Origin of the sequence: Flavobacterium cheonanense (genome assembly GCF_039539185.1) — a bacterium.
In the GTDB taxonomy this organism is placed as follows: Bacteria; Bacteroidota; Bacteroidia; order Flavobacteriales; family Flavobacteriaceae; genus Flavobacterium; species Flavobacterium cheonanense.
In genome coordinates this window covers 1-18,660 of record NZ_BAABCT010000010.1, presented here as the reverse complement: position 1 = coordinate 18,660, position 18,660 = coordinate 1, and the positions used below count along the sequence as shown (strand labels likewise).

Annotated in this window: 17 protein-coding genes; 5 read left to right on the top strand and 12 right to left on the bottom strand. The window is 31.3% G+C overall.

Translation table 11 applies throughout. From position 1 onward, the window contains the following. Positions 1 to 45: 45 nt before the first annotated feature. Entirely contained in the window at positions 46 to 486 is a 441-nt protein-coding gene (locus ABD766_RS13845; protein WP_344817232.1) for a DUF1456 family protein, read from the bottom strand. Between the two features lie 91 nt (positions 487 to 577). Further along, positions 578 to 1,381, bottom strand: coding sequence for an alpha/beta hydrolase (locus ABD766_RS13840; protein WP_344817231.1), 804 nt, complete (start codon positions 1,379 to 1,381; stop codon positions 578 to 580). Between the two features lie 59 nt (positions 1,382 to 1,440). On the opposite strand from ABD766_RS13840, the gene ABD766_RS13835 reads away from it, so the two are divergent. Continuing rightward, positions 1,441 to 1,842 (top strand): tellurite resistance TerB family protein, encoded by a 402-nt coding sequence (locus ABD766_RS13835; protein WP_298307164.1) that lies wholly within the window; start codon positions 1,441 to 1,443, stop codon positions 1,840 to 1,842. A 197-nt stretch (positions 1,843 to 2,039) separates the two neighbouring features. On the opposite strand, the gene ABD766_RS13830 is transcribed toward ABD766_RS13835, so the two are convergent. Both ABD766_RS13830 and ABD766_RS13825 read right to left on the bottom strand, forming a co-directional pair. Further along, positions 2,040 to 2,495, bottom strand: coding sequence for a DUF4352 domain-containing protein (locus tag ABD766_RS13830; RefSeq protein ID WP_344817230.1), 456 nt, complete (start codon positions 2,493 to 2,495; stop codon positions 2,040 to 2,042). 155 nt (positions 2,496 to 2,650) lie between these two features. Next, positions 2,651 to 3,382, bottom strand: a complete 732-nt coding sequence (locus ABD766_RS13825; RefSeq protein ID WP_344817229.1) for a hypothetical protein — start codon at positions 3,380 to 3,382, stop codon at positions 2,651 to 2,653. 556 nt (positions 3,383 to 3,938) lie between these two features. On the opposite strand from ABD766_RS13825, the gene ABD766_RS13820 reads away from it, so the two are divergent. Beyond that, on the top strand, positions 3,939 to 4,364 hold the full coding sequence (locus tag ABD766_RS13820) for an Hsp20/alpha crystallin family protein (protein ID WP_344817228.1): 426 nt from the start codon (positions 3,939 to 3,941) through the stop codon (positions 4,362 to 4,364). Between the two features lie 50 nt (positions 4,365 to 4,414). Here the strand turns inward: ABD766_RS13820 and uvrB are convergent, their stop codons facing one another. Genes uvrB through ABD766_RS13795 form a run of 5 tightly spaced genes read right to left on the bottom strand, consistent with a single transcriptional unit; the run spans position 4,415 to position 11,346 of the window. Next, positions 4,415 to 6,403 (bottom strand): excinuclease ABC subunit UvrB, encoded by a 1,989-nt coding sequence (gene uvrB / locus ABD766_RS13815; RefSeq protein WP_344817227.1) that lies wholly within the window; start codon positions 6,401 to 6,403, stop codon positions 4,415 to 4,417. Positions 6,404 to 6,445: 42 nt separating this feature from the next. Further along, positions 6,446 to 7,426 (bottom strand): 23S rRNA (adenine(1618)-N(6))-methyltransferase RlmF, encoded by a 981-nt coding sequence (rlmF, locus tag ABD766_RS13810; protein WP_344817226.1) that lies wholly within the window; start codon positions 7,424 to 7,426, stop codon positions 6,446 to 6,448. A 53-nt stretch (positions 7,427 to 7,479) separates the two neighbouring features. After that, positions 7,480 to 8,142 carry a thiamine diphosphokinase gene (locus ABD766_RS13805; protein WP_344817225.1) on the bottom strand — a complete coding sequence of 221 codons (663 nt, stop codon included), beginning with the start codon at positions 8,140 to 8,142 and terminating at the stop codon, positions 7,480 to 7,482. 12 nt (positions 8,143 to 8,154) lie between these two features. Further along, entirely contained in the window at positions 8,155 to 8,970 is an 816-nt protein-coding gene (locus tag ABD766_RS13800; RefSeq protein ID WP_344817224.1) for a DUF4249 family protein, read from the bottom strand. 3 nt (positions 8,971 to 8,973) lie between these two features. Then, the gene (locus ABD766_RS13795) at positions 8,974 to 11,346 is read right to left on the bottom strand and encodes a TonB-dependent receptor (protein ID WP_344817223.1); all 2,373 of its coding nucleotides are present in this window, start codon (positions 11,344 to 11,346) and stop codon (positions 8,974 to 8,976) included. Positions 11,347 to 11,572: 226 nt separating this feature from the next. Between ABD766_RS13795 and ABD766_RS13790 the strand changes: the two genes are divergently transcribed. Further along, positions 11,573 to 12,190, top strand: a complete 618-nt coding sequence (locus ABD766_RS13790) for a hypothetical protein (RefSeq protein WP_298307326.1) — start codon at positions 11,573 to 11,575, stop codon at positions 12,188 to 12,190. A 45-nt stretch (positions 12,191 to 12,235) separates the two neighbouring features. Here the strand turns inward: ABD766_RS13790 and ABD766_RS13785 are convergent, their stop codons facing one another. From ABD766_RS13785 to trmD, 3 genes are all read right to left on the bottom strand, one after another. Then, positions 12,236 to 13,459 (bottom strand): NADP-dependent isocitrate dehydrogenase, encoded by a 1,224-nt coding sequence (locus ABD766_RS13785; RefSeq protein ID WP_298307329.1) that lies wholly within the window; start codon positions 13,457 to 13,459, stop codon positions 12,236 to 12,238. Between the two features lie 220 nt (positions 13,460 to 13,679). Continuing rightward, positions 13,680 to 14,030 carry a 50S ribosomal protein L19 gene (rplS, locus tag ABD766_RS13780; protein WP_298307332.1) on the bottom strand — a complete coding sequence of 117 codons (351 nt, stop codon included), beginning with the start codon at positions 14,028 to 14,030 and terminating at the stop codon, positions 13,680 to 13,682. A gap of 157 nt (positions 14,031 to 14,187) precedes the next feature. Further along, positions 14,188 to 14,862, bottom strand: coding sequence for a tRNA (guanosine(37)-N1)-methyltransferase TrmD (gene trmD, locus ABD766_RS13775; RefSeq protein WP_344817222.1), 675 nt, complete (start codon positions 14,860 to 14,862; stop codon positions 14,188 to 14,190). Positions 14,863 to 15,470: 608 nt separating this feature from the next. Between trmD and ABD766_RS13770 the strand changes: the two genes are divergently transcribed. Together ABD766_RS13770 and ABD766_RS13765 are read left to right on the top strand one after the other, a co-directional pair. Continuing rightward, the gene (locus ABD766_RS13770; protein WP_344817221.1) at positions 15,471 to 16,040 is read left to right on the top strand and encodes a hypothetical protein; all 570 of its coding nucleotides are present in this window, start codon (positions 15,471 to 15,473) and stop codon (positions 16,038 to 16,040) included. 33 nt (positions 16,041 to 16,073) lie between these two features. Beyond that, positions 16,074 to 18,660: HYR-like domain-containing protein (locus ABD766_RS13765; RefSeq protein WP_344817219.1), on the top strand; the 2,587-nt coding region annotated here is incomplete at its 3' end.

Genomic DNA, 18,660 nt, shown 5'->3' with positions numbered 1-18,660 from the left:
CTTTATAGATTATATACTTTGTTACATAAGTTACAAATCTATAATTTAATCCTTTTTAGTCTTACCGTTTTTGTATTGTACTTTCTCTACAATTTCGATTTTTTTAGTAGGCTTTTTGTCTTTGAAGTTTGGTTTTAAAGCTGGTTTTTTCTTGAAATCACCTGGTTTAAACTCTTTTTTCGGAGCAGTTCCTTCTGGTTTTTTAAATTCTTTTGGTTGCGCTTCTTTTTTGTGAATTGCAATTACATCCATAGGATTCTTCGGATTTTCTTTTGTTCCACGTAAGTGAATTACCAATCCGTTTAGGAAATTACGCAATACTTGATCGCCACATTCCATAAATTTAGGATGGTCTTCACTTCTAAAAAAGTTACCAATTTCACCTTTAGACATTCTGAAATCTACTAGCTTTAAGATTTCTTCTATTTGGTCGTCACGAAGCATTAATGCTACACGTAGTTTTTTAAAAATATCGTTGTTGTTCATGTTTTTTAATGTATAATGTATTGTTGTATAATGTTTTCTTGTCTATTGTAGCATTTCAGTATACAATATACAATTCTACACTATACAGTTTTTAAAACAGCCAAAGGTACGCTTTTTTGAAACCTTCACGCCATAATTTTTCGTTGTGTTGTCCGTCTTTTACAATAATTTTTTTGTTTAGCATTTTACATTCACAACGTTTGGTATTGACTTGGATTTCCATATTGTTTAAATCGCGAACCATATCTTCGTCTCCTTCGTTGTCGCCACACAGGAAATAGATTTTGGTTTTGAATGTTTTAGTTTGCTCCATTAGTTCGAAAATTTCTTTTCTGTTGAACCAAAAGGAAGGCGAGAAGCAACCTACTTTTCCAAAGATTTTAGGATATTTTAATGCACCATAAAACGAAACTAATCCACCAAGTGAACTTCCGAAAATCGCTGTGTTATTAGCATTGATTTTGGTTCTGTAGGTTTTGTCAACATAAGGTTTTAATGTTTGAACAATAAAGTCTAAATAATTATCGGCATTTCCTCCGCCATACTTTTGGTGTTTGAAAGGTGTTAATTCTTCCATTCGTTTTTCGTTGCCGTGTTCGATACCAATAACGATTACTTGTGCCGAAATGCTGTCTAAGGTTTCATCAACATTCCATTCACCAACGTAGGATGTTTTGGTATCAAATAGGTTTTGACCATCGTGCATGTAGATTACAGGATATTTTTTCTTTGGATTTGTGCTGTATTCTTTTGGCAAATACACCCAAATTTTCTTAGTTGTATTTAATTGTGGTGCTTCTATTGAAAAAGAAGAAACTTGCTTACTAGCAGTGCTTTCTTGCGCATTTGAACTGCAAAATAAGATTCCAAATAAAAGGGTTAAAATGAATTTCAAGCGAATTAATTTTTAGAATTTAACAATTAATTATATTTTAGCTAAAAATAATCATTTTGATGAACACTAAGGAACAAAAATTAAGTTTATTAGCAGACATGATTGCATTTGCAATTGTAGATGGCGAATTGCACGAAAGAGAATACATGTTTCTTTCGATAATTGCGATAGAACTTGGCGTAAACAAAGACGAGTTGAAACAACTTTTTCATGAAGAAAACCGAAGTGAAATAATCAAAAGTGAATTTGAACGCATTCAGCAATTTTATAGATTGGCACTTTTGATGCATTGCGATGGCGTTTTGCACGAAAGAGAACAAATCAAAATACACGAAATAGGCATCAACATGGGATTAAATCCGTTTGCTATCAAGCGTGTTTTGAAAGCTATGGAACAATCGCCAACACGAATGGTTTCTCCTGATTATTTACTTGAAGTTTTTCAAGAGCAGCATAATTAAATACTGAAAAATGGCGAGTTGGTATAAACAGATTTTTAAGGTATACATCTTGCCGTTAGTTGCTGTTTGAAAACTAACCAAAACAGATTTGCAGAATTTTTTAGAAAGTTAGATCCAATACCGTCAGTTTATTTTCCATGAAATGGAAAACAGCAGTAACAAGCGCTGCAATTGCGGCAAACTGTGGTTAGCAATAGTTAATTAACATATTTTAATTCAATTATTTTGTCATTTACCATTAACATGTTGGCTTTATCATCTTCGGGAAAAACATAAACAAGCTTTCTTTTTTTTTCATTTCCTTTTGAAATATATGAATCAATTTTACCAAACATGTTTATTGGTCCAACAACCATAGCCCATTCTGCTTTATGTTTAGTTTTGGTCCGTGGATTTAGTAAATTAAAGTTGTCAAAATTTAATTCTTGTTTTTGATCTGAGTTGTTTACAAAAGTAATGTACACAAAAACAAACTTATTTCCTCTAGTGGCGTTATAAGAACCGTTTCCAGTTGCTATACTTTCACCTTCTTCTATTTTGTCAATAGTAAAGCTAATGTTTTCAGTATAACTATGAGTTTTTGGTATGATTTTATAAGTTGTGTAACAAGATGAAAATAAAATTCCAATTAGTAAAAGTAAATATTTCTTCATTTTTTTTATTATTATTACCAACGTCCCGGCGCTTGGCGAGGTTGCGAACTACGGAACCGATTATTTTCTATCAAAGATAAAATTTCTTGCTAGAAATAAACGTGTATTTACTACAAAATTCGCAATCTTGCCAAACGCTTGTTGTGCGTAGTTTTTTAATAGTATTCGTATGTATAGTTTACTATTTGTTTTTCTGGTATTTCTTGAAAATAAATTGACTTAGTTTTTCTAATTTTAATTTCTTTAGTTAAAATTCCATTTTCATAATAATATTCTTCAACAAAGGCTAAAATTTCATAGTGATACATTTCTTTTTTTATTAATAATTTGTTTTTATAATAATATTTATAGTGTTGACCATTTTCTTTCTCAAGAATTAAATTTTCATTTGAGTCATATACATATTCTAACCAACTATCTCGTTCCTTTTTTAGTTTCTTTATTTTTTTATTATTCCTATCTGAAAATAACTTAGTGTGTTCAATAATATCGTCATCATGAGTTTTAATACTTTCAATAATTACAAAATCCTTTTCTACATAAGTTTTTATATTTGTTTTTATAGTGTCAGAATACTTATAAACGAAGTAGCTTTTTTTGTTTTTCGGAAATGTTTCTTTGAAAAATTTAATGAAGTCATTTTCATTATTGATTGAATATAAAGTATTCCTAAATTGACTTTTATTTTTAATTTTTGGATTTACACTAAAAAAAGAATTTTCGCTTATGTCAAAATTATTAATTGTGTTTTTTAATATAGTTGAAGCTATATTTGTAGAATCTACTTTTATTGAAATTCCTATATTTGAATTTGCAGAATATTCAATCTTTCTGTTTCTTTTTTTGTCATATTCAAAGGCTGAAATATAGATTATACTATTTTTCATTCCAAAGTCGATTTGATTATGTTTCTCAAAAATTAAATTTTGATTTTTATCAAATATTTTTTTTTCAAGTAGAGTATCGTTAATAGTTTTTGTAATAGATTTAATTCTAAGGTTTGAATTTTTGTCTTTATTACAAGAGACTATAAAAAATATAAATATGATTAGTAAATTTCTAATTTTTACGTTTTGTTGTAAAATTACGCACAACTAATGTATATGTCTGATTCAATAGCACATATCTACCTTATTTAGGGTTGATTGCTCCAACTAAATTGCATATTTTACTCAAATCTACAAAACTAAAATTTGTCTTACAAGGAAAGTAAGTTTTTATCTTGGGTTAATCATCTATTAGAATTCGCTGTTTTGTGATGGTAGCCTAGTTAATAATTACTGTTTTTTCTCTGAAAAATCGTCAGTTAAAATTGTCTTAAAATGCCATAATTTCATATTAAAGTGTTTATTATCAGTCAAATTGACTTGTTTTTTGCGTTGGTATATAATTTGTTTTTTGGGAAGTATAACTAATAAATGTTTAATTTAAAATATAAAAATTATGAACTTAATTAAAAGAAACACCGTTCCATTTCCATCAATTATCGATGAATTATTAAAACCAGATTGGTTAGGAGGCATCCAAAATTTTAATACCAATGTTCCTGCAGTAAATATCAAAGAAACCGATACAAGTTTCGGAATAGAATTAGCTGCTCCAGGAAAGAAAAAAGAAGATTTCAATATCGAAATTGATCACAATGTGCTAACTATTTCATCTGAAGAAAAAACAGAAAAAGAAGAAACTGAAGGTAAATATACTCGTAAAGAGTTCAGTTATTCTTCTTTCAGAAGAGCCTTCACTTTACCTGAAACGGTAAATACAGAAAACATCAACGCTACTTATGAAAATGGTGTTTTGCATGTGGCACTTCCAAAGAGAGAAGAAGCGCTTCCAAAACCAAAACGCTTGATTGAAATTAGTTAATTAATAGTTGATTGGAATGAAAAACGCAACCTTAAAAAGTTGCGTTTTTTTTATAATTTCTCTTGTAGTGATTTTATCTCATCTCGATATTTAGCAGCTTGCATAAAGTCTAAATCTTTGGCTGCTTTTTCCATAGCTTTTTTAGCTTCACGGATTTTCTTTTCAATTTCGGGTTTTGATAAGTACAAACTTTCAGGTTCGGCAGCTTTTAAAACTTGATTTTCGTAGTATTGTGTCGAAACCGAATTTCCTGCTAAAGCACTTCCCAAACTTTTATTCAATGCTTGTGGTTCAACTCCATGTTGGGTATTGTAATTCATTTGTTTTTCACGACGGTAATTCGTTTCATCAATGGTTTTTTGCATCGATGCCGTGATTTTATCGCCATACATAATAGCTTTTCCATTTACATTTCGAGCGGCACGTCCAACAGTTTGTGTTAGTGAACGATGACTTCTTAAAAATCCTTCTTTATCAGCATCCAAAATCGCAACTAATGAAACTTCTGGTAAATCTAAACCTTCACGAAGTAAGTTTACTCCAATTAATACATCAAACAAACCTTTACGTAAATCTTGCATGATTTCCACACGTTCCAAAGTATCAACATCAGAATGAATGTAACGGCAACGAATGGAAACTTTTGTTAAATATTTGGTCAACTCTTCCGCCATTCTTTTGGTTAAAGTGGTTACCAAAACACGTTCGTCAACTTCACAACGTTGCTGAATTTCTTCAATTAAATCGTCAATTTGATTTAAACTCGGACGCACTTCAATAATTGGATCTAATAATCCTGTAGGACGAATGACTTGCTCTACATAAATTCCTTCCGATTTTTGTAATTCATAATCAGCAGGAGTTGCTGAAACATAAATTACTTGGTTTTGCATGGATTCAAATTCTTCAAACTTTAAAGGACGATTGTCCATTGCTGCTGGAAGACGGAAACCATATTCCACTAAATTCTCTTTTCGACTTCTATCGCCACCATACATGGCATGAACTTGCGAAATTGTTACGTGACTTTCATCGACAACCATCAAGAAATCGTCTGGAAAATAATCTAACAAACAGAAAGGACGAGTTCCAGGAAGTCTTCTATCTAAATAGCGAGAATAGTTTTCAATTCCGGAGCAATAACCTAGTTCGCGAATCATTTCTAAATCGAAATTGGTACGTTCTTCCAATCGTTTTGCTTCTAAATGTTTGCCAATTTCTTTAAAATAATCGACTTGTTTTACCAAATCTTGTTGGATATCCCAAATGGCTGCTTGTAAGACATCAGGTGAAGTAACAAACATATTCGCTGGATAAATATTTAGCTTTTCGTATTTTTCTAAAACTTGTGAACTTCTGGCATCAAAAGCTTCAATTTCTTCGATTTCATCGCCAAAAAAGTGAATCCTAAAAGGTTCGTCGCCATAACTTGGAAAGATTTCGACAGTATCGCCTTTAATTCTGAAATTTCCTGGAGTGAATTCGGCTTCAGTTCTTGAATATAAACTTTGAACCAATCGATGTAATAATTTGGTTCGAGATATCACTTGATTTTTTTCTATCGAAACCACATTTTTCTGAAATTCTACCGGGTTTCCAATTCCGTAAAGGCAAGAAACAGAAGAGATTACAATAATATCGCGACGACCAGAAAGTAGGGCAGAAGTAGTGCTTAAACGAAGTTTTTCCAACTCTTCATTGATAGATAAATCTTTTTCAATATACGTTCCAGTTACAGGAATAAACGCTTCTGGTTGATAATAATCATAGTAAGAAACGAAGTATTGCACCGAGTTATTTGGAAAAAACTGCTTAAATTCTGAATACAATTGTGCTGCTAATGTTTTGTTGTGCGCCAAAACCAATGTAGGTTTTTCCACATTCTGAATTACATTGGCAACAGTAAATGTCTTTCCCGAACCTGTAACTCCTAATAAAGTTTGGTATTTTTCGCCATTGAGAATTCCGTTTGAAAGTTTTTCAATGGCTTGTGGCTGATCGCCTGTAGGTTCGTATGAAGAGATTACTTGGAATTTCATTTTGGCAAAATTTCAGAAGAGCAAAGTTACAAAGTTTGATAGTTATTCAGCAGAAAACTTCCATTCTTTCTGTTGCTTTTCGCTTAAGAAAGTCCATGCTACAAAACGGCTTATTTTTTGTCCTTGAGCCATATCAATGGTTTTAATTTCTACTGCTCCAACTTTATTTAAGGTTTTATAAATGCTTCGTAAATTGTCTTTTTTGGAAACTAAAGTAGTGAACCAAAATACTTGCAACGGATATTTTACGCTTTCGTAAATCATTTGAGTTATGAATCCAATTTCACCACCAGTGCACCAAAGTTCGGCATTTTGACCACCAAAATTCAGAACTGGTTTTGAAGATTTAACTTCTTCCAAATTATTTACTTTTCTCAAAGAAGCTTTAGTTGCTTCGTCTTGCGATGCATGAAATGGCGGATTGCAGATTGTAAAAGCAAATTTATCTTCTGGAAGGATAATATTTTTGAAAATAAATCTAGGTTCCACTTGTAATTGAAGACTTATTGCTTCAATCAAATGTGGATTTTTTGCAATGATTTTTTTGCAATTTTGAAGTGCATTTTCATCGATATCAGTTCCAACAAAACTCCATTGGTATTCATGATTTCCAATTATAGGATAAATACAATTTGCACCAATGCCAACATCTAAGCCAATTACATTTTCACCTTCGGGAATAATTTTGTTATTTGAATCTGCTAATAAATCTGCTAAATAGTGAATATAATCGGCTCTTCCTGGAATTGGCGGACACAAATAGTTTTTAGGAATTTCCCAATATTCAATTCCGTAATTGGAAATTAATATAGCTTTGTTTAATGCCTTTACCGCTTCAGGATTTGCAAAATCAATTGTTTGCTTCGCCTGTTCGCTTTTGCTCGGGTCGACATCGTGTTCATTGACGAAAATATAATTTTTTAAAATAGGATAATTGTAAATTAATTTTTCAAAATCGTATCTAAATCTATGTTGATTTCTTGGATGTAATGTAGTTTTTTCTGGGATTGTTTTGTTCTTCATTTTGTCATTTCTCTATATCAAATATATGAAAATGAATGCATAAAACAAGTGATTTAGTCAAAACATTCCATTAATAGTAAATCGCCATCAGAATGTTCGATTTTTACAATTCCATCTTCGGTTACATGGTTGCTGCTTCCTGTTCGATATCCAATGGTAAGTTCTTCATTATTTAAAGGATAGAATAGATTTTGAGTTGTAATTCCGCTTACTTTTCCAATTGGAATTAAAGAAATTGGCGTATTTTTAGTGTACCATTTTTCAAATTTATTAGGTAATAAAAACACTTTAGAATGGTCGTCAAGAATTACAATTTTTAATTTGTTTCTATAACTAACAATATTTGTGATATTTGTAATAGTATGATCGGCACGTTTTCCGGTTGCCCAAACTACGTTGACAGCTTTGTGACCTTTTTCAATTAAATAATCAAACGCTTTTTCTAAGTCGGTTTTGTCTTGATTTGGTGTGTGAACAATTTCAAGTGGAAACTGTTTTTCGTTATAAATTTCGGGATTAAAATCATCGTCAAAATCTCCTAAAAGTACATCAATTTTAATATCTAATTGTAAAACTCTGTCAATGGCATTGTCTAAAACTACAACTATTGGCGACCATTCAAGTAATTGTCCTAATAACTCAAAACTGCACGAAGCACCATTTGCAATGATTAGTGCTGGTTCTTGATCGTCGCGAACAATATGATGTGAAGACATTTTACTTGCTAATTATTGTATTGTATACTCTATGGTTTCTGTTTTACTCAAACGGAAATAACCTAGTGCATAATTACTAAAGTTTGTTTGATTAACCAAATTTCCGCGAATAGTTGAAGATGGTGTGGAAAAAGGGCCGCCATTATTTGATCCTGTTTGTGCAAGTAGAATATTCATGTAGTTATAAAAATTGTTCGAAACTCCGTTAATCGAAAATTTTACCACATCGCCAGGGTTTAAATCTTCAAGAAAATACAATTCAAACATTTCATTATTTTGAGTAAATCGATCTTCGGCAACGCTAAACGACGGAATCAAAGTATTAGGATTTTCGAGTTTTGAAAAATAGAAGTTAGTTTGATTTTGAAAATCGTTGTAAAAAAACTTCAATTCTGTTTCTTCACCCAAGAAACCTGCATCGTTCTTCTGTTCAACATTAGTTATTAGTGGCGTGTCATATAAAACATCTGTTGAAGTATAAATTTCACCTTTGTAAACTACTCTTAACGTATAGCTTTCGCCCACTACCGGAACGAAATTAGTACATTCGTATGTTCCGGGAATTACATTTTGAATAAAATTAAATACCTGACCCGATGTATTTGAAATAGTTACAATTGCATCTGTAACTGCAGGAATTTCATTAGCAAAATAGTCAGTAGTTGTAGATAACTTTATTTTTTGAAAACTTCCGTCGGTTGTTGAAAACCAATTTATAGTTGCTTCTACCACTAGCCTCGGTTCGGCAGTTTCTAAATCTACATCAATAACTTCTTCACAAGAAATAAATAGTATTGAAATTAGAACTAGGGTTATATATTTTTTCATAGCTTAAAATTTAATGTTATAAGTTACACTTGGTACAATTCCGAAAATGGTTAAACGACTTGCTTCATTTCTAGCAGTATCGGCATTTTGCCTGAAGGTAATTGCTGCTGCGTTTTGTCTGTTATATAAATTATAAATTCCAAAAACCCACTCCGATTTCCAGTTACGGTTATCGTTTTTCCTTGGTGTTAATGTTGCAGAAACATCAATTCTATGGTAAGCAGGTAAATTTTCTTCATTTCTTCCTGTAAAACTCGGAATAGCAATTCCTTCATAAACATATTGACCATTTGGAAAAGTAACAGGTTGTCCTGTTTGAAGTGTAAAGTTTGCTCCGAACCTCCATTTAGTATTTAATTTGTAATTACCTACAACAGAAAGATTGTGAGTTTTATCAAATCCGGTTTTGTACCAATTACCATTGTTAATTCCTGTTTCTATTGGTGTTCTTCCTACTACTTGTTGTTCTGTTCTTGATATTGTATAAGAGATCCAACCTGTAAAAACACCTTTATTTTTTCTCGTATAAAATTCAACACCGTATGCTCTAGCTCTTCCATTTAATATAACTTGCTCCAAAGCATCATTTGCAATTAGGTTTGCCCCATCAATATAGTCTACTCTATTTTTTATTTTTTTGAAAAAAGTTTCAACCTCAAAAGTGTATTTGTCGTCTATACTATTTCTAAAATAACCCAGAGCTATTTGATCTAATAGTTGAGGTTTAAAATATTGATCGCTTGGTGACCAAACATCTAGTGGAGTAGGCGATTGTGTATTAGATACTAAGTGTAAATATTGCGACATTCTATTATAACTGGCCTTGATTGATTGATTTTCATTTAAGATGTAAGCCATTGAAAAACGAGGTTCGAAATTATTAAAGTAGGCAATTGTTTCGTTTTTATCATAGCTAACGGTTCCTATCGGCTTCGCTTTTTCGTAAATCTGAAAACTTGGATTAAACACTACAGGTTGATCATTTTCATATACATTCATCGTTTGTTGTCCTAATCGCCAAAAAGTACTCCATCTAAGACCATATGATAATGAAATTTTATCACTTATCTTGTGTTCAGCATCTAAATAAAGTGCATTTTCTAGCGCATATTTACGCTCCAGTTGATCTGAATTTATTGTTGATTCGTTGTTGGAAGGATTAATAGTACCTGGATTGAACTCGTAAAAATTAGTATGCATTCCGTAAGTTAATTTTAACTTGTCATTTAAATAGTGCTTAAAATCGTATTTCAAGTTGTAATTTTTGATGCCACTATTCCAATCTAATCCTATAAAGTCTAAAGTTAAGCCATAATAATAATCAGAATAAATCATAGAAAGGTTGGAAAATAGTTTATCAGAAAACAAGTGATTCCAACGCAAATTAATTACAGTATTTCCGTAAGTATTATCGAAACTTTCATTAAGTTGAAAAACATCTCTGCCAAAATACCCTGATAGGAAAACACTATTTTTGTTGTCTAAACGGTAACTTATCTTGGTGTTTAAATCGTAGAAACTTGCTGAATTTGGATTATCTGCTAGTTGTAAAAACAAATGAGCATAAGAGGCACGACCAGCGACTAAGAATGATCCTTTACCTTTATCTATAGGGCCTTCGCCTAATAATCGACTAGAAATTAAACCAATACCACCATTCATGTGAAATTTATTTTTGTTGCCTTCTTTTTGGTAGATATCAAGTACTGACGACAACCGTCCGCCGTAGCGTGCGGGTATTCCTCCTTTATATAATTTTAGATCTTTTATGGCATCTGGATTAAATACAGAAAACAAGCCGAACAGGTGAGAAGAATTGTAAATTGTTGCTTCATCTAATTGAATTAGGTTTTGATCTGCGCCACCACCACGAACGTTAAAACCTGATTGACCTTCTCCGGCATTAGTAACACCTGGTAGTGTAAGAATAGATTTTAAGACATCTACTTCACCCAAAATAACAGGCATTTCTTTAACTTCTTGAATGGATAGTTTTTTGACACTCATTTCAGGTTTTCTAGTATTTGTACCAACTTTTTCTTTTATAACGACTTCTTGTAACAATTCGCCACTTTCAATTAAACTGTAATTTTTTTTGATGTTTTGGTTTAATGAAATTTTTTCGTCGATAGTTTCATAGCTCATATAACTAATACTTATTTCATAATCACCTTTGGGAAGTGTAAGTGAGTAAAAGCCATATTCATTTGTAATTGCGAAAGATTTGGTTCCTTTTACAATAACGTTTACACCTATTAAAGTTTCATTATTTTTTTTATCTGAAATGGTTCCACTGATGGTGAACTTTTCTTGCGAAAAACTTGACATTGAGGTTAGAATAAACAGAAATATTGTCAATAATCTATTGAAAGGCATAGTCTTTGATTTAGTTTTGCAAATTTGATAATTTATTAGACTTGTTGTTGCGTAACGAATGTTAATGTATGGTTAATAATTAAAAAAGGGTATTTCTTTTTTGAATATATTTACACTTTAATTAGATATGGTAAGGATTGTTTTTTTTGTAGTATTTTTATTTTGTTTTTCTTTTAGTTCTCATGCGCAATTTGAGCAAACTAAAAGAAAGGTAAATATTAGTGCGATGCCAGACAAAGCTAAAAAGAAGAAAGCTATTTTGCCAGAAACTCCTCCAACTACAGTTACTCCAGAAATAAAATTTGAAAGTCAATATTTTAAAAAGGAGGATGACATATTATTGAGAAGTTTGCCTAAATTACCTAAAGTTGGTGAGGTAGAAACGCCAAAAACCTATGAAGTGAGAAGTACTTCTGAAATTTACACAGAAAAAGTACAGGCTAAGATGGCTCAAGAAGGAATTTCAAGAGAAATTCTAAACAGCGATATTTTTCTTGGAGAATATACAGTTTATACAAATGAAATTAAGATATCTGCAAGAGATTATAGTGCCATCGATGGAGATTTAGTTAGGATTTGGTTGAATGGTGAAATAGTAACTAGAGTAATTGATTTAGAGTCCGGTTACCAACGATATGATTATGTTTTGAAGGAAGGTTTAAATGTAATTCAAATTGAAGCACTCAATATAGGTTTGTCTTTTCCAAATACAGGTCAATTTTCATTTGTTGATGGAAATGGTAAAATGATAACAGAACAGTTTTGGGGATTGAATGAAGGTTATCGCGCAACCATAAAAGTATATAAGAAAAAAGGTTTAGAAGAAGAGAAGGAGAATAAATAAAAAAGACGACCTATTGGTCGTCTTTTTTATTTCTAATTTAGAAAATTATGCTAATTTTTTATCTAAATTTTCTTTAATAGCTGCTAAGAAATTTTCTGTAGTTAAGTAATCTGCAGAAGTTAATCCCTCTGGTTTTACTAACATAGCTAAATCTTTAGTCATTTTACCGCTTTCAACAGTTTCTACACAAACTTCTTCAAGCTTGTTGCAGAAATTAATTAACTCTTGGTTTCCGTCTAATTTACCTCTGTGTTCTAAACCTCTTGTCCAAGCAAAGATAGATGCAATTGGGTTTGTTGAAGTAGCTTTTCCTTGTTGGTGTTGACGATAATGACGAGTTACTGTTCCGTGTGCTGCTTCTGCTTCAACTGTTTTTCCATCTGGAGTTACTAATACAGAAGTCATTAATCCTAATGAACCAAATCCTTGTGCAACAGTATCCGATTGAACGTCTCCATCATAGTTTTTACAAGCCCAAACAAATCCACCATTCCATTTCATTGCTGATGCTACCATGTCGTCGATAAGTCTGTGTTCGTAGGTCATTCCGTTAGCTTCAAAATCAGCTTTGTAATGCTGTTGGTATACTTCCTCAAAAATATCTTTAAATCTTCCATCATAAGCTTTCAAAATTGTATTTTTTGTTGAAAGATATAAAGGCCATTTTTTAGTCAAAGCCATTTGAAAAGATGAATGAGCAAATCCGTAAATACTTTCATCAGTATTATACATAGACATTGCTACACCATCACCTTTAAAGTCATAAACTTTCCACTCAGTAGTTTCACCAGCTTCATTTGTAAAAGACATGGTTAATGTTCCTTTTCCTTTGATAACTTTATCAGTTGCTTTGTATTGATCACCAAAAGCGTGACGACCAATAACAATTGGTTTAGTCCAACCTTGAACGTATCTTGGTACATTGCTCATAATAATTGGTTCACGGAAAACAGTTCCACCAACGATATTTCTAATAGTTCCGTTTGGAGATTTCCACATTTCAGAAAGGTTGAATTCTTTTACGCGCTCTTCATCTGGAGTAATAGTAGCACATTTAATACCAACATTATATTTTTTAATTGCTTCTGCAGAGTCAATTGTAATTTGGTCTTTCGTTGCTTCTCTGCTTTCAATTCCTAAATCGTAATATTTGATATCTAAATCAAGATAAGGAAGGATTAGTTGTTCTTTAATGAAACTCCAAATAATTCGTGTCATTTCGTCGCCATCCAATTCAACTACTGGATTGGCTACTTTAATTTTTGCCATAATGTATAATGTATTGTTGTTTGTTTATATAAAAATTCGCGGTAACAAATATAAGAATAAGTAGTTAATTTTATTATAGTTGAGCTACGAAATCGATTGATTTATGAATTTGATATTTTAACGAACTTAAATTATGAATTTGATAATTTAGAGTTGTTTTTTTTGCATAAAAAAAGCCTCGATATTATCGAAGCTTTTTTTATTGATTGAAAGTTTAGAATTATCTTCTTCTTTCTTTGATTTTTGCTTTTTTACCAGTAAGTTCTCTAAAGTAGTAGATACGAGCTCTTCTAACTTTACCTCTTTGGTTCAATTCAATTTTTTGTAAAGCAGGCATGTTAACTGGGAAGATACGCTCTACACCAACTGCACCTGACATTTTACGGATTGTAAAAGTTTCAGTGATACCAGCTCCTTTTCTTTGAATAACAACTCCTTTAAAAAACTGAGTTCTTGTTTTTTCACCCTCTTTAATTTCGTAGTAAACTGTGATTGTATCACCAGCTCCAAACGCAGGGAAATCTTTTTTTGTTGATAATTCGTTATTAACGAAATCTACTAAATTTGCCATTTTTAATGCTAATTATGGTTTAAAATCTGAGCAACATTCACGGTTTTCGCCAGAGGTTGGTCAAATGTGGGTGCAAAAGTATAAATAAAATTTCAATAATCAAATCCCAAATTCCAATATTTTCAAACTTGGAATTTGGGATTTCAAAATTTGGAATTTAATCCAACAAATCTGGGCGTCTATTTTTTGTATGTTCAAAAGCCATATCTTCTCTCCATTTGTCAATTTTGGCGAAGTGGCCACTAGTTAAAACTTCAGGAACTTTCCATCCTTTATAGTCTGCAGGTCTAGTATATATAGGTCCTGATAGAAGTCCGTCTTGAAAACTATCTGTCAGTGCTGAAGTTTCGTCAGATAAAACTCCCGGTATTAAACGAATTATTGCATCACAAAATACAATTGCACCAATCTCACCACCACTTAAAACATAATCACCAATAGAAATTTCTTTAGTAATAAAATGGTCTCTTACTCGTTGGTCGACTCCTTTATAATGTCCACATAAAATTATTATATTTTCATACATCGATGCGGTATTTGCCATCTTTTGATTTAAAGTTTCACCATCAGGAGACATATATATGATTTCATCATAAGTTCTTTCACTTTTCAAATGGGTTATGCAAGCATCAATAGGTTGAATCATCATCACCATTCCAGCACCTCCTCCAAAAGGATAATCATCAACTGATTTCTGTTTATTAGTAGTGTAGTCTCTCAAATTATGGAAATGTACTTCTACTAATTCTTTATCAATAGCACGCTTCATAATGGATGCTTCAAATGGACTTCTAAGTAATTCAGGTAATAAAGTGATAATATCTATTCTCATTTTATAAAAATTATTTGCAAAGATACAAAGTTTAAGAGTATTTGACTTTTGAAATTGTAGAATGTAGAACTACACTTTATGTTAAAAACGAAAAACACGTATTTCTACGTATAAATTTTAAATACTTAGAAGCTAAGTTTGTAAACTCAAAATAGGTTTTTGTTAAACGATGTAAATTTCTTTATTCTTAAATCTAATTTTGTAAGTTGATTTTTATTGATTAAATATAAGTTACTGTAATTCAATTGGTTAATATTTTTTTGTTTTTGATTCAGTTGTATTTTAAAGAAAAAATTAACGAATGTTGAGCATTTTATGCTAATCAACGATTTTTAAACACTTTTCAACGTTTTTAATTTTTTGTAGAAAACTTATAATTTAAGTTTGTTGTAGAATTAATTCGACTTAAATAAAGTGAACTCTTTAAAAATTGTCTTTTTAATTTATAACAATAAAAAAAACAAAATTTTTAAAATATAACATAAGTAAATCTTGGTTTTTTGCCCCGAAAATTAAGATTAAATAAACTTAACCTCATAAGTATTCAAATTAAGTTTTGAATTTATGTAATGCTATATTTTAATTACAAATATTTAAAATATAATATTATGAGAAACAAAGATTTAATTCAGCCAACAGAAACATCTTTTTTGCAATCAATAAGTATTGTGAGAAATACCAAAATTGCTTTTGCACTAATCATGATGATGTTTTCATTATCAAATGGATTTTCTCAAGCATCAAATCAAAGAGCTCAAATTATTACTAAGGATGCTTTTTTGAATTCTTTGTCAAACTCAAGTACAAGATACTCTTCAACTGAGTATAACAATGTACTTGGTTTATTGAATAATTCAAATTCTTCATTATATCTAAGTAATGGCCAAGTAAGAACTTATGGTCAAATACCTGTATGTATGTATACAGATCTTACATCGCTAAGTATTGCCGATAGACCTGACCTACCAACAAACGATATTCAATTAGTGACTATTAAAATAGGAAGAGCTTCTGAAATTACGGGTCCTATTGATCTTACAACTATTTGTAATTATAAAAATGTAAAGTATATACATATTAAATTAAATTTTGATATGCAGGCTTCTCAGTTGACAAGATTGATTAAGAATTGTAATCCTAAATGCGTTGTTTTCTTTAGCGTTGAAAAAATATCTTAAAGTTACTTTTTGAAAAAAAATAAATATCTTATTATGAAAAATTTATACTCAACCCAAAATACAAAAAAGCAAATTTATTTTTACTTTCTTCAAATAGTACTTTTATTTGGAGTTGTGTTTTCAGCAAATGCACAGTTAAGAGTGCCATTTACACAGAGAACATCACAGTATTCTCCTTCAAGAAGTGTTTATAATATTAAAGGAGATTTTGCAATGGTTGGAAATACCAACTTGACGCTTCAAAGTTATAGTAATGATGGCACCAATGATAATCCTATGGTTTATGTTGATGTCGATGGAGATTCAAATACATTCAATTCATCTTCAGCAAATTTAACATTATCAACTGAAAATGGAGCATTGCCTTCATGTTCGAGAATTATTTATGCTGGATTATATTGGACAGGTAGATCTTCTAATAGTAATCCTAGTAATGATATTTTTACGGTTACTAAAAATAATGTTACCAAAACATTTAATAAAAGAGTGATTTCCTTAAAAGGACCTCAGTCATCAACTTATACTCAGTTTACTGCAGCTGCTTCAGATATTTATTATCCAACAACATCTGATGGATACATGTATTCTGCTTATGCTGAGGTAACAGATTATGTTAGAAATAATGGATTAGGAAACTATTTTGCTGCCGATATCGCTTTAGTTGAGGGTAATGGTGGTGGAACTGGTTTTTACGGAGGTTGGAGTTTGGTAGTAGTTTATGAAAACTCTAAAATGAAATATAGAGACGTTACTATTTTTGATGGACATGCCTATGTTGCCGGAAGTGTTACTGCTGATTTTGAAATTCCAGTTTCAGGATTTAATACAGTTCAATCTGGACCAGTTAATATGAAATTAGGTTTAATGGCTGGTGAAGGTGATAGAGGTATTTCTGGAGATTATTTTCAAATAAGAAATCATACAAACACTAACTGGGTTACTTTAAATCATTCAGGAAATGCAATTGATAATTTTTTCAATTCATCAATTGTTACTGGTGGAAATACTCGAAATCCAAATTTGCTCAATAATACTGGATTAGATATTAGCGTTTTTAATATTCCTAATGCTGGTAATGCTGTTATGACTAACAATCAAACAAGCACAAGATTTAGATATGGAACAACACAAGATACTTATGTGATTTTTGCTGCTGTAATGTCGGTAGATGCCTATATACCTGATGTTGAAAATGTTTTATCAACTACAGCAATTAATAATGTTCCTGTTTCATCTCCTCCTTATACCGTTTTGCCAGGTCAAGAAATGACTTTTAATGTAACAATTAAAAATCTAGGAACTGAACCCATAAATAATTATAAATTAGTAATTCCAATACCATTTAATGCAACTTATGTTGCAGGAAGTGCTGTTGGAAGTATTTTCTTTACACCATTACCTACTCCTAACACAATTACATTTAATCCAAGTTTAGGAGCTACTGGTTCTATTGTTTGGGATTTCGGTACATTACCTTTACCTGCAGACCCAAATACATTGTTAGGAGCTTTATCTTTTAAATTAAGAGCAACCACTGATTGTTCAATCTTAAGTAATCCTAATTGTTTAGCGCCAATTTCTGTTAACGGATCATCTTCAGGTGTAGGTGGAATAACAGGTGTTAGTTTTAACGATAAACAATTTATTAAAGGTTATTCTCAGAATGGAAGTTGTCTAGGCGAACCAGTAAGTCAACCTTTAAATGTTGATATTAATGCTACCAATTACGTAAATACTAACTGTCAGAATACGCCAATAGTTAGAAATTTCAATTTCTGTAATTCAAGTACAACAGTTGCAGTTTCTCAAATAGCACCAAATTTTCCAATAGGATCATTATTTTATAATCAATATCCTGTTACTCAATCTGCAATTCAATATACAGCAAGTAATCCATTTCCATTAGTATCTGGATCAACTGTTACTTATTATGCAGTTCCACCCAATACTTCTGGTTGTTTCTTCCCTTTTATAATTAGCAAATGTGGAGTAATTGACGCAATAAATGATAATTACTCTAATATAAATTGTACTACAACTGGATTGATTGGAAATGTAATTTCTAACGATTTATTAAATAATGTTCCAGTTCCTTCAAACTTAGTAACATTTACTTTGTTAACAGGAAGTAATCCTAATATATCTTTTGATAGTTCAGGAAATATTACAGTTACTAGTGGTATTGCTGCAGGTACTTATACTTTTACTTATAAAATTTGTGAAAATGCCAATGCGTCTAATTGTGATACAGCAACAATAACTATCAATGTAACAGATACAACAGCACCAGTTATTGCAGCATTACCAGCGCCAAGTACAATTTCTTGTCCAGCGACACCAAGTTTTGCAACAGCAACAGCTACAGACGCTTGTGGAAGTGCATTCACATTAACATTCAATGATGTTACTACAAACGGAGCATGTGCAGGAAGTTACTCAGTAACTAGAACTTGGACAGCAACAGACGCTTGTGGCAACGCATCAACAGCATCACAAACTATCAATGTAACAGATACAACAGCTCCAGTTATTGCAGCTTTACCAGCGCCAAGTACAATTTCTTGTCCAGCGACACCAAGTTTTGCAACAGCAACAGCAACAGATGCTTGTGGAAGTACAG

Excerpts from the sequence above, each read along its gene's own strand:
- ABD766_RS13845 (WP_344817232.1), bottom strand. The coding sequence starts at position 486 with ATGAACAACAACGATATTTTTAAAAAACTACGTGTAGCATTAATGCTT.
- ABD766_RS13835 (WP_298307164.1), top strand. The coding sequence starts at position 1,441 with ATGAACACTAAGGAACAAAAATTAAGTTTATTAGCAGACATGATTGCA.
- ABD766_RS13830 (WP_344817230.1), bottom strand. The coding sequence starts at position 2,495 with ATGAAGAAATATTTACTTTTACTAATTGGAATTTTATTTTCATCTTGT.
- ABD766_RS13825 (WP_344817229.1), bottom strand. The coding sequence starts at position 3,382 with ATGAAAAATAGTATAATCTATATTTCAGCCTTTGAATATGACAAAAAA.
- ABD766_RS13820 (WP_344817228.1), top strand. The coding sequence starts at position 3,939 with ATGAACTTAATTAAAAGAAACACCGTTCCATTTCCATCAATTATCGAT.
- uvrB (WP_344817227.1), bottom strand. The coding sequence starts at position 6,403 with ATGAAATTCCAAGTAATCTCTTCATACGAACCTACAGGCGATCAGCCA.
- rlmF (WP_344817226.1), bottom strand. The coding sequence starts at position 7,426 with ATGAAGAACAAAACAATCCCAGAAAAAACTACATTACATCCAAGAAAT.
- ABD766_RS13805 (WP_344817225.1), bottom strand. The coding sequence starts at position 8,142 with ATGTCTTCACATCATATTGTTCGCGACGATCAAGAACCAGCACTAATC.
- ABD766_RS13800 (WP_344817224.1), bottom strand. The coding sequence starts at position 8,970 with ATGAAAAAATATATAACCCTAGTTCTAATTTCAATACTATTTATTTCT.
- ABD766_RS13795 (WP_344817223.1), bottom strand. The coding sequence starts at position 11,346 with ATGCCTTTCAATAGATTATTGACAATATTTCTGTTTATTCTAACCTCA.
- ABD766_RS13790 (WP_298307326.1), top strand. The coding sequence starts at position 11,573 with ATGCCAGACAAAGCTAAAAAGAAGAAAGCTATTTTGCCAGAAACTCCT.
- ABD766_RS13785 (WP_298307329.1), bottom strand. The coding sequence starts at position 13,459 with ATGGCAAAAATTAAAGTAGCCAATCCAGTAGTTGAATTGGATGGCGAC.
- rplS (WP_298307332.1), bottom strand. The coding sequence starts at position 14,030 with ATGGCAAATTTAGTAGATTTCGTTAATAACGAATTATCAACAAAAAAA.
- trmD (WP_344817222.1), bottom strand. The coding sequence starts at position 14,862 with ATGAGAATAGATATTATCACTTTATTACCTGAATTACTTAGAAGTCCA.
- ABD766_RS13770 (WP_344817221.1), top strand. The coding sequence starts at position 15,471 with ATGAGAAACAAAGATTTAATTCAGCCAACAGAAACATCTTTTTTGCAA.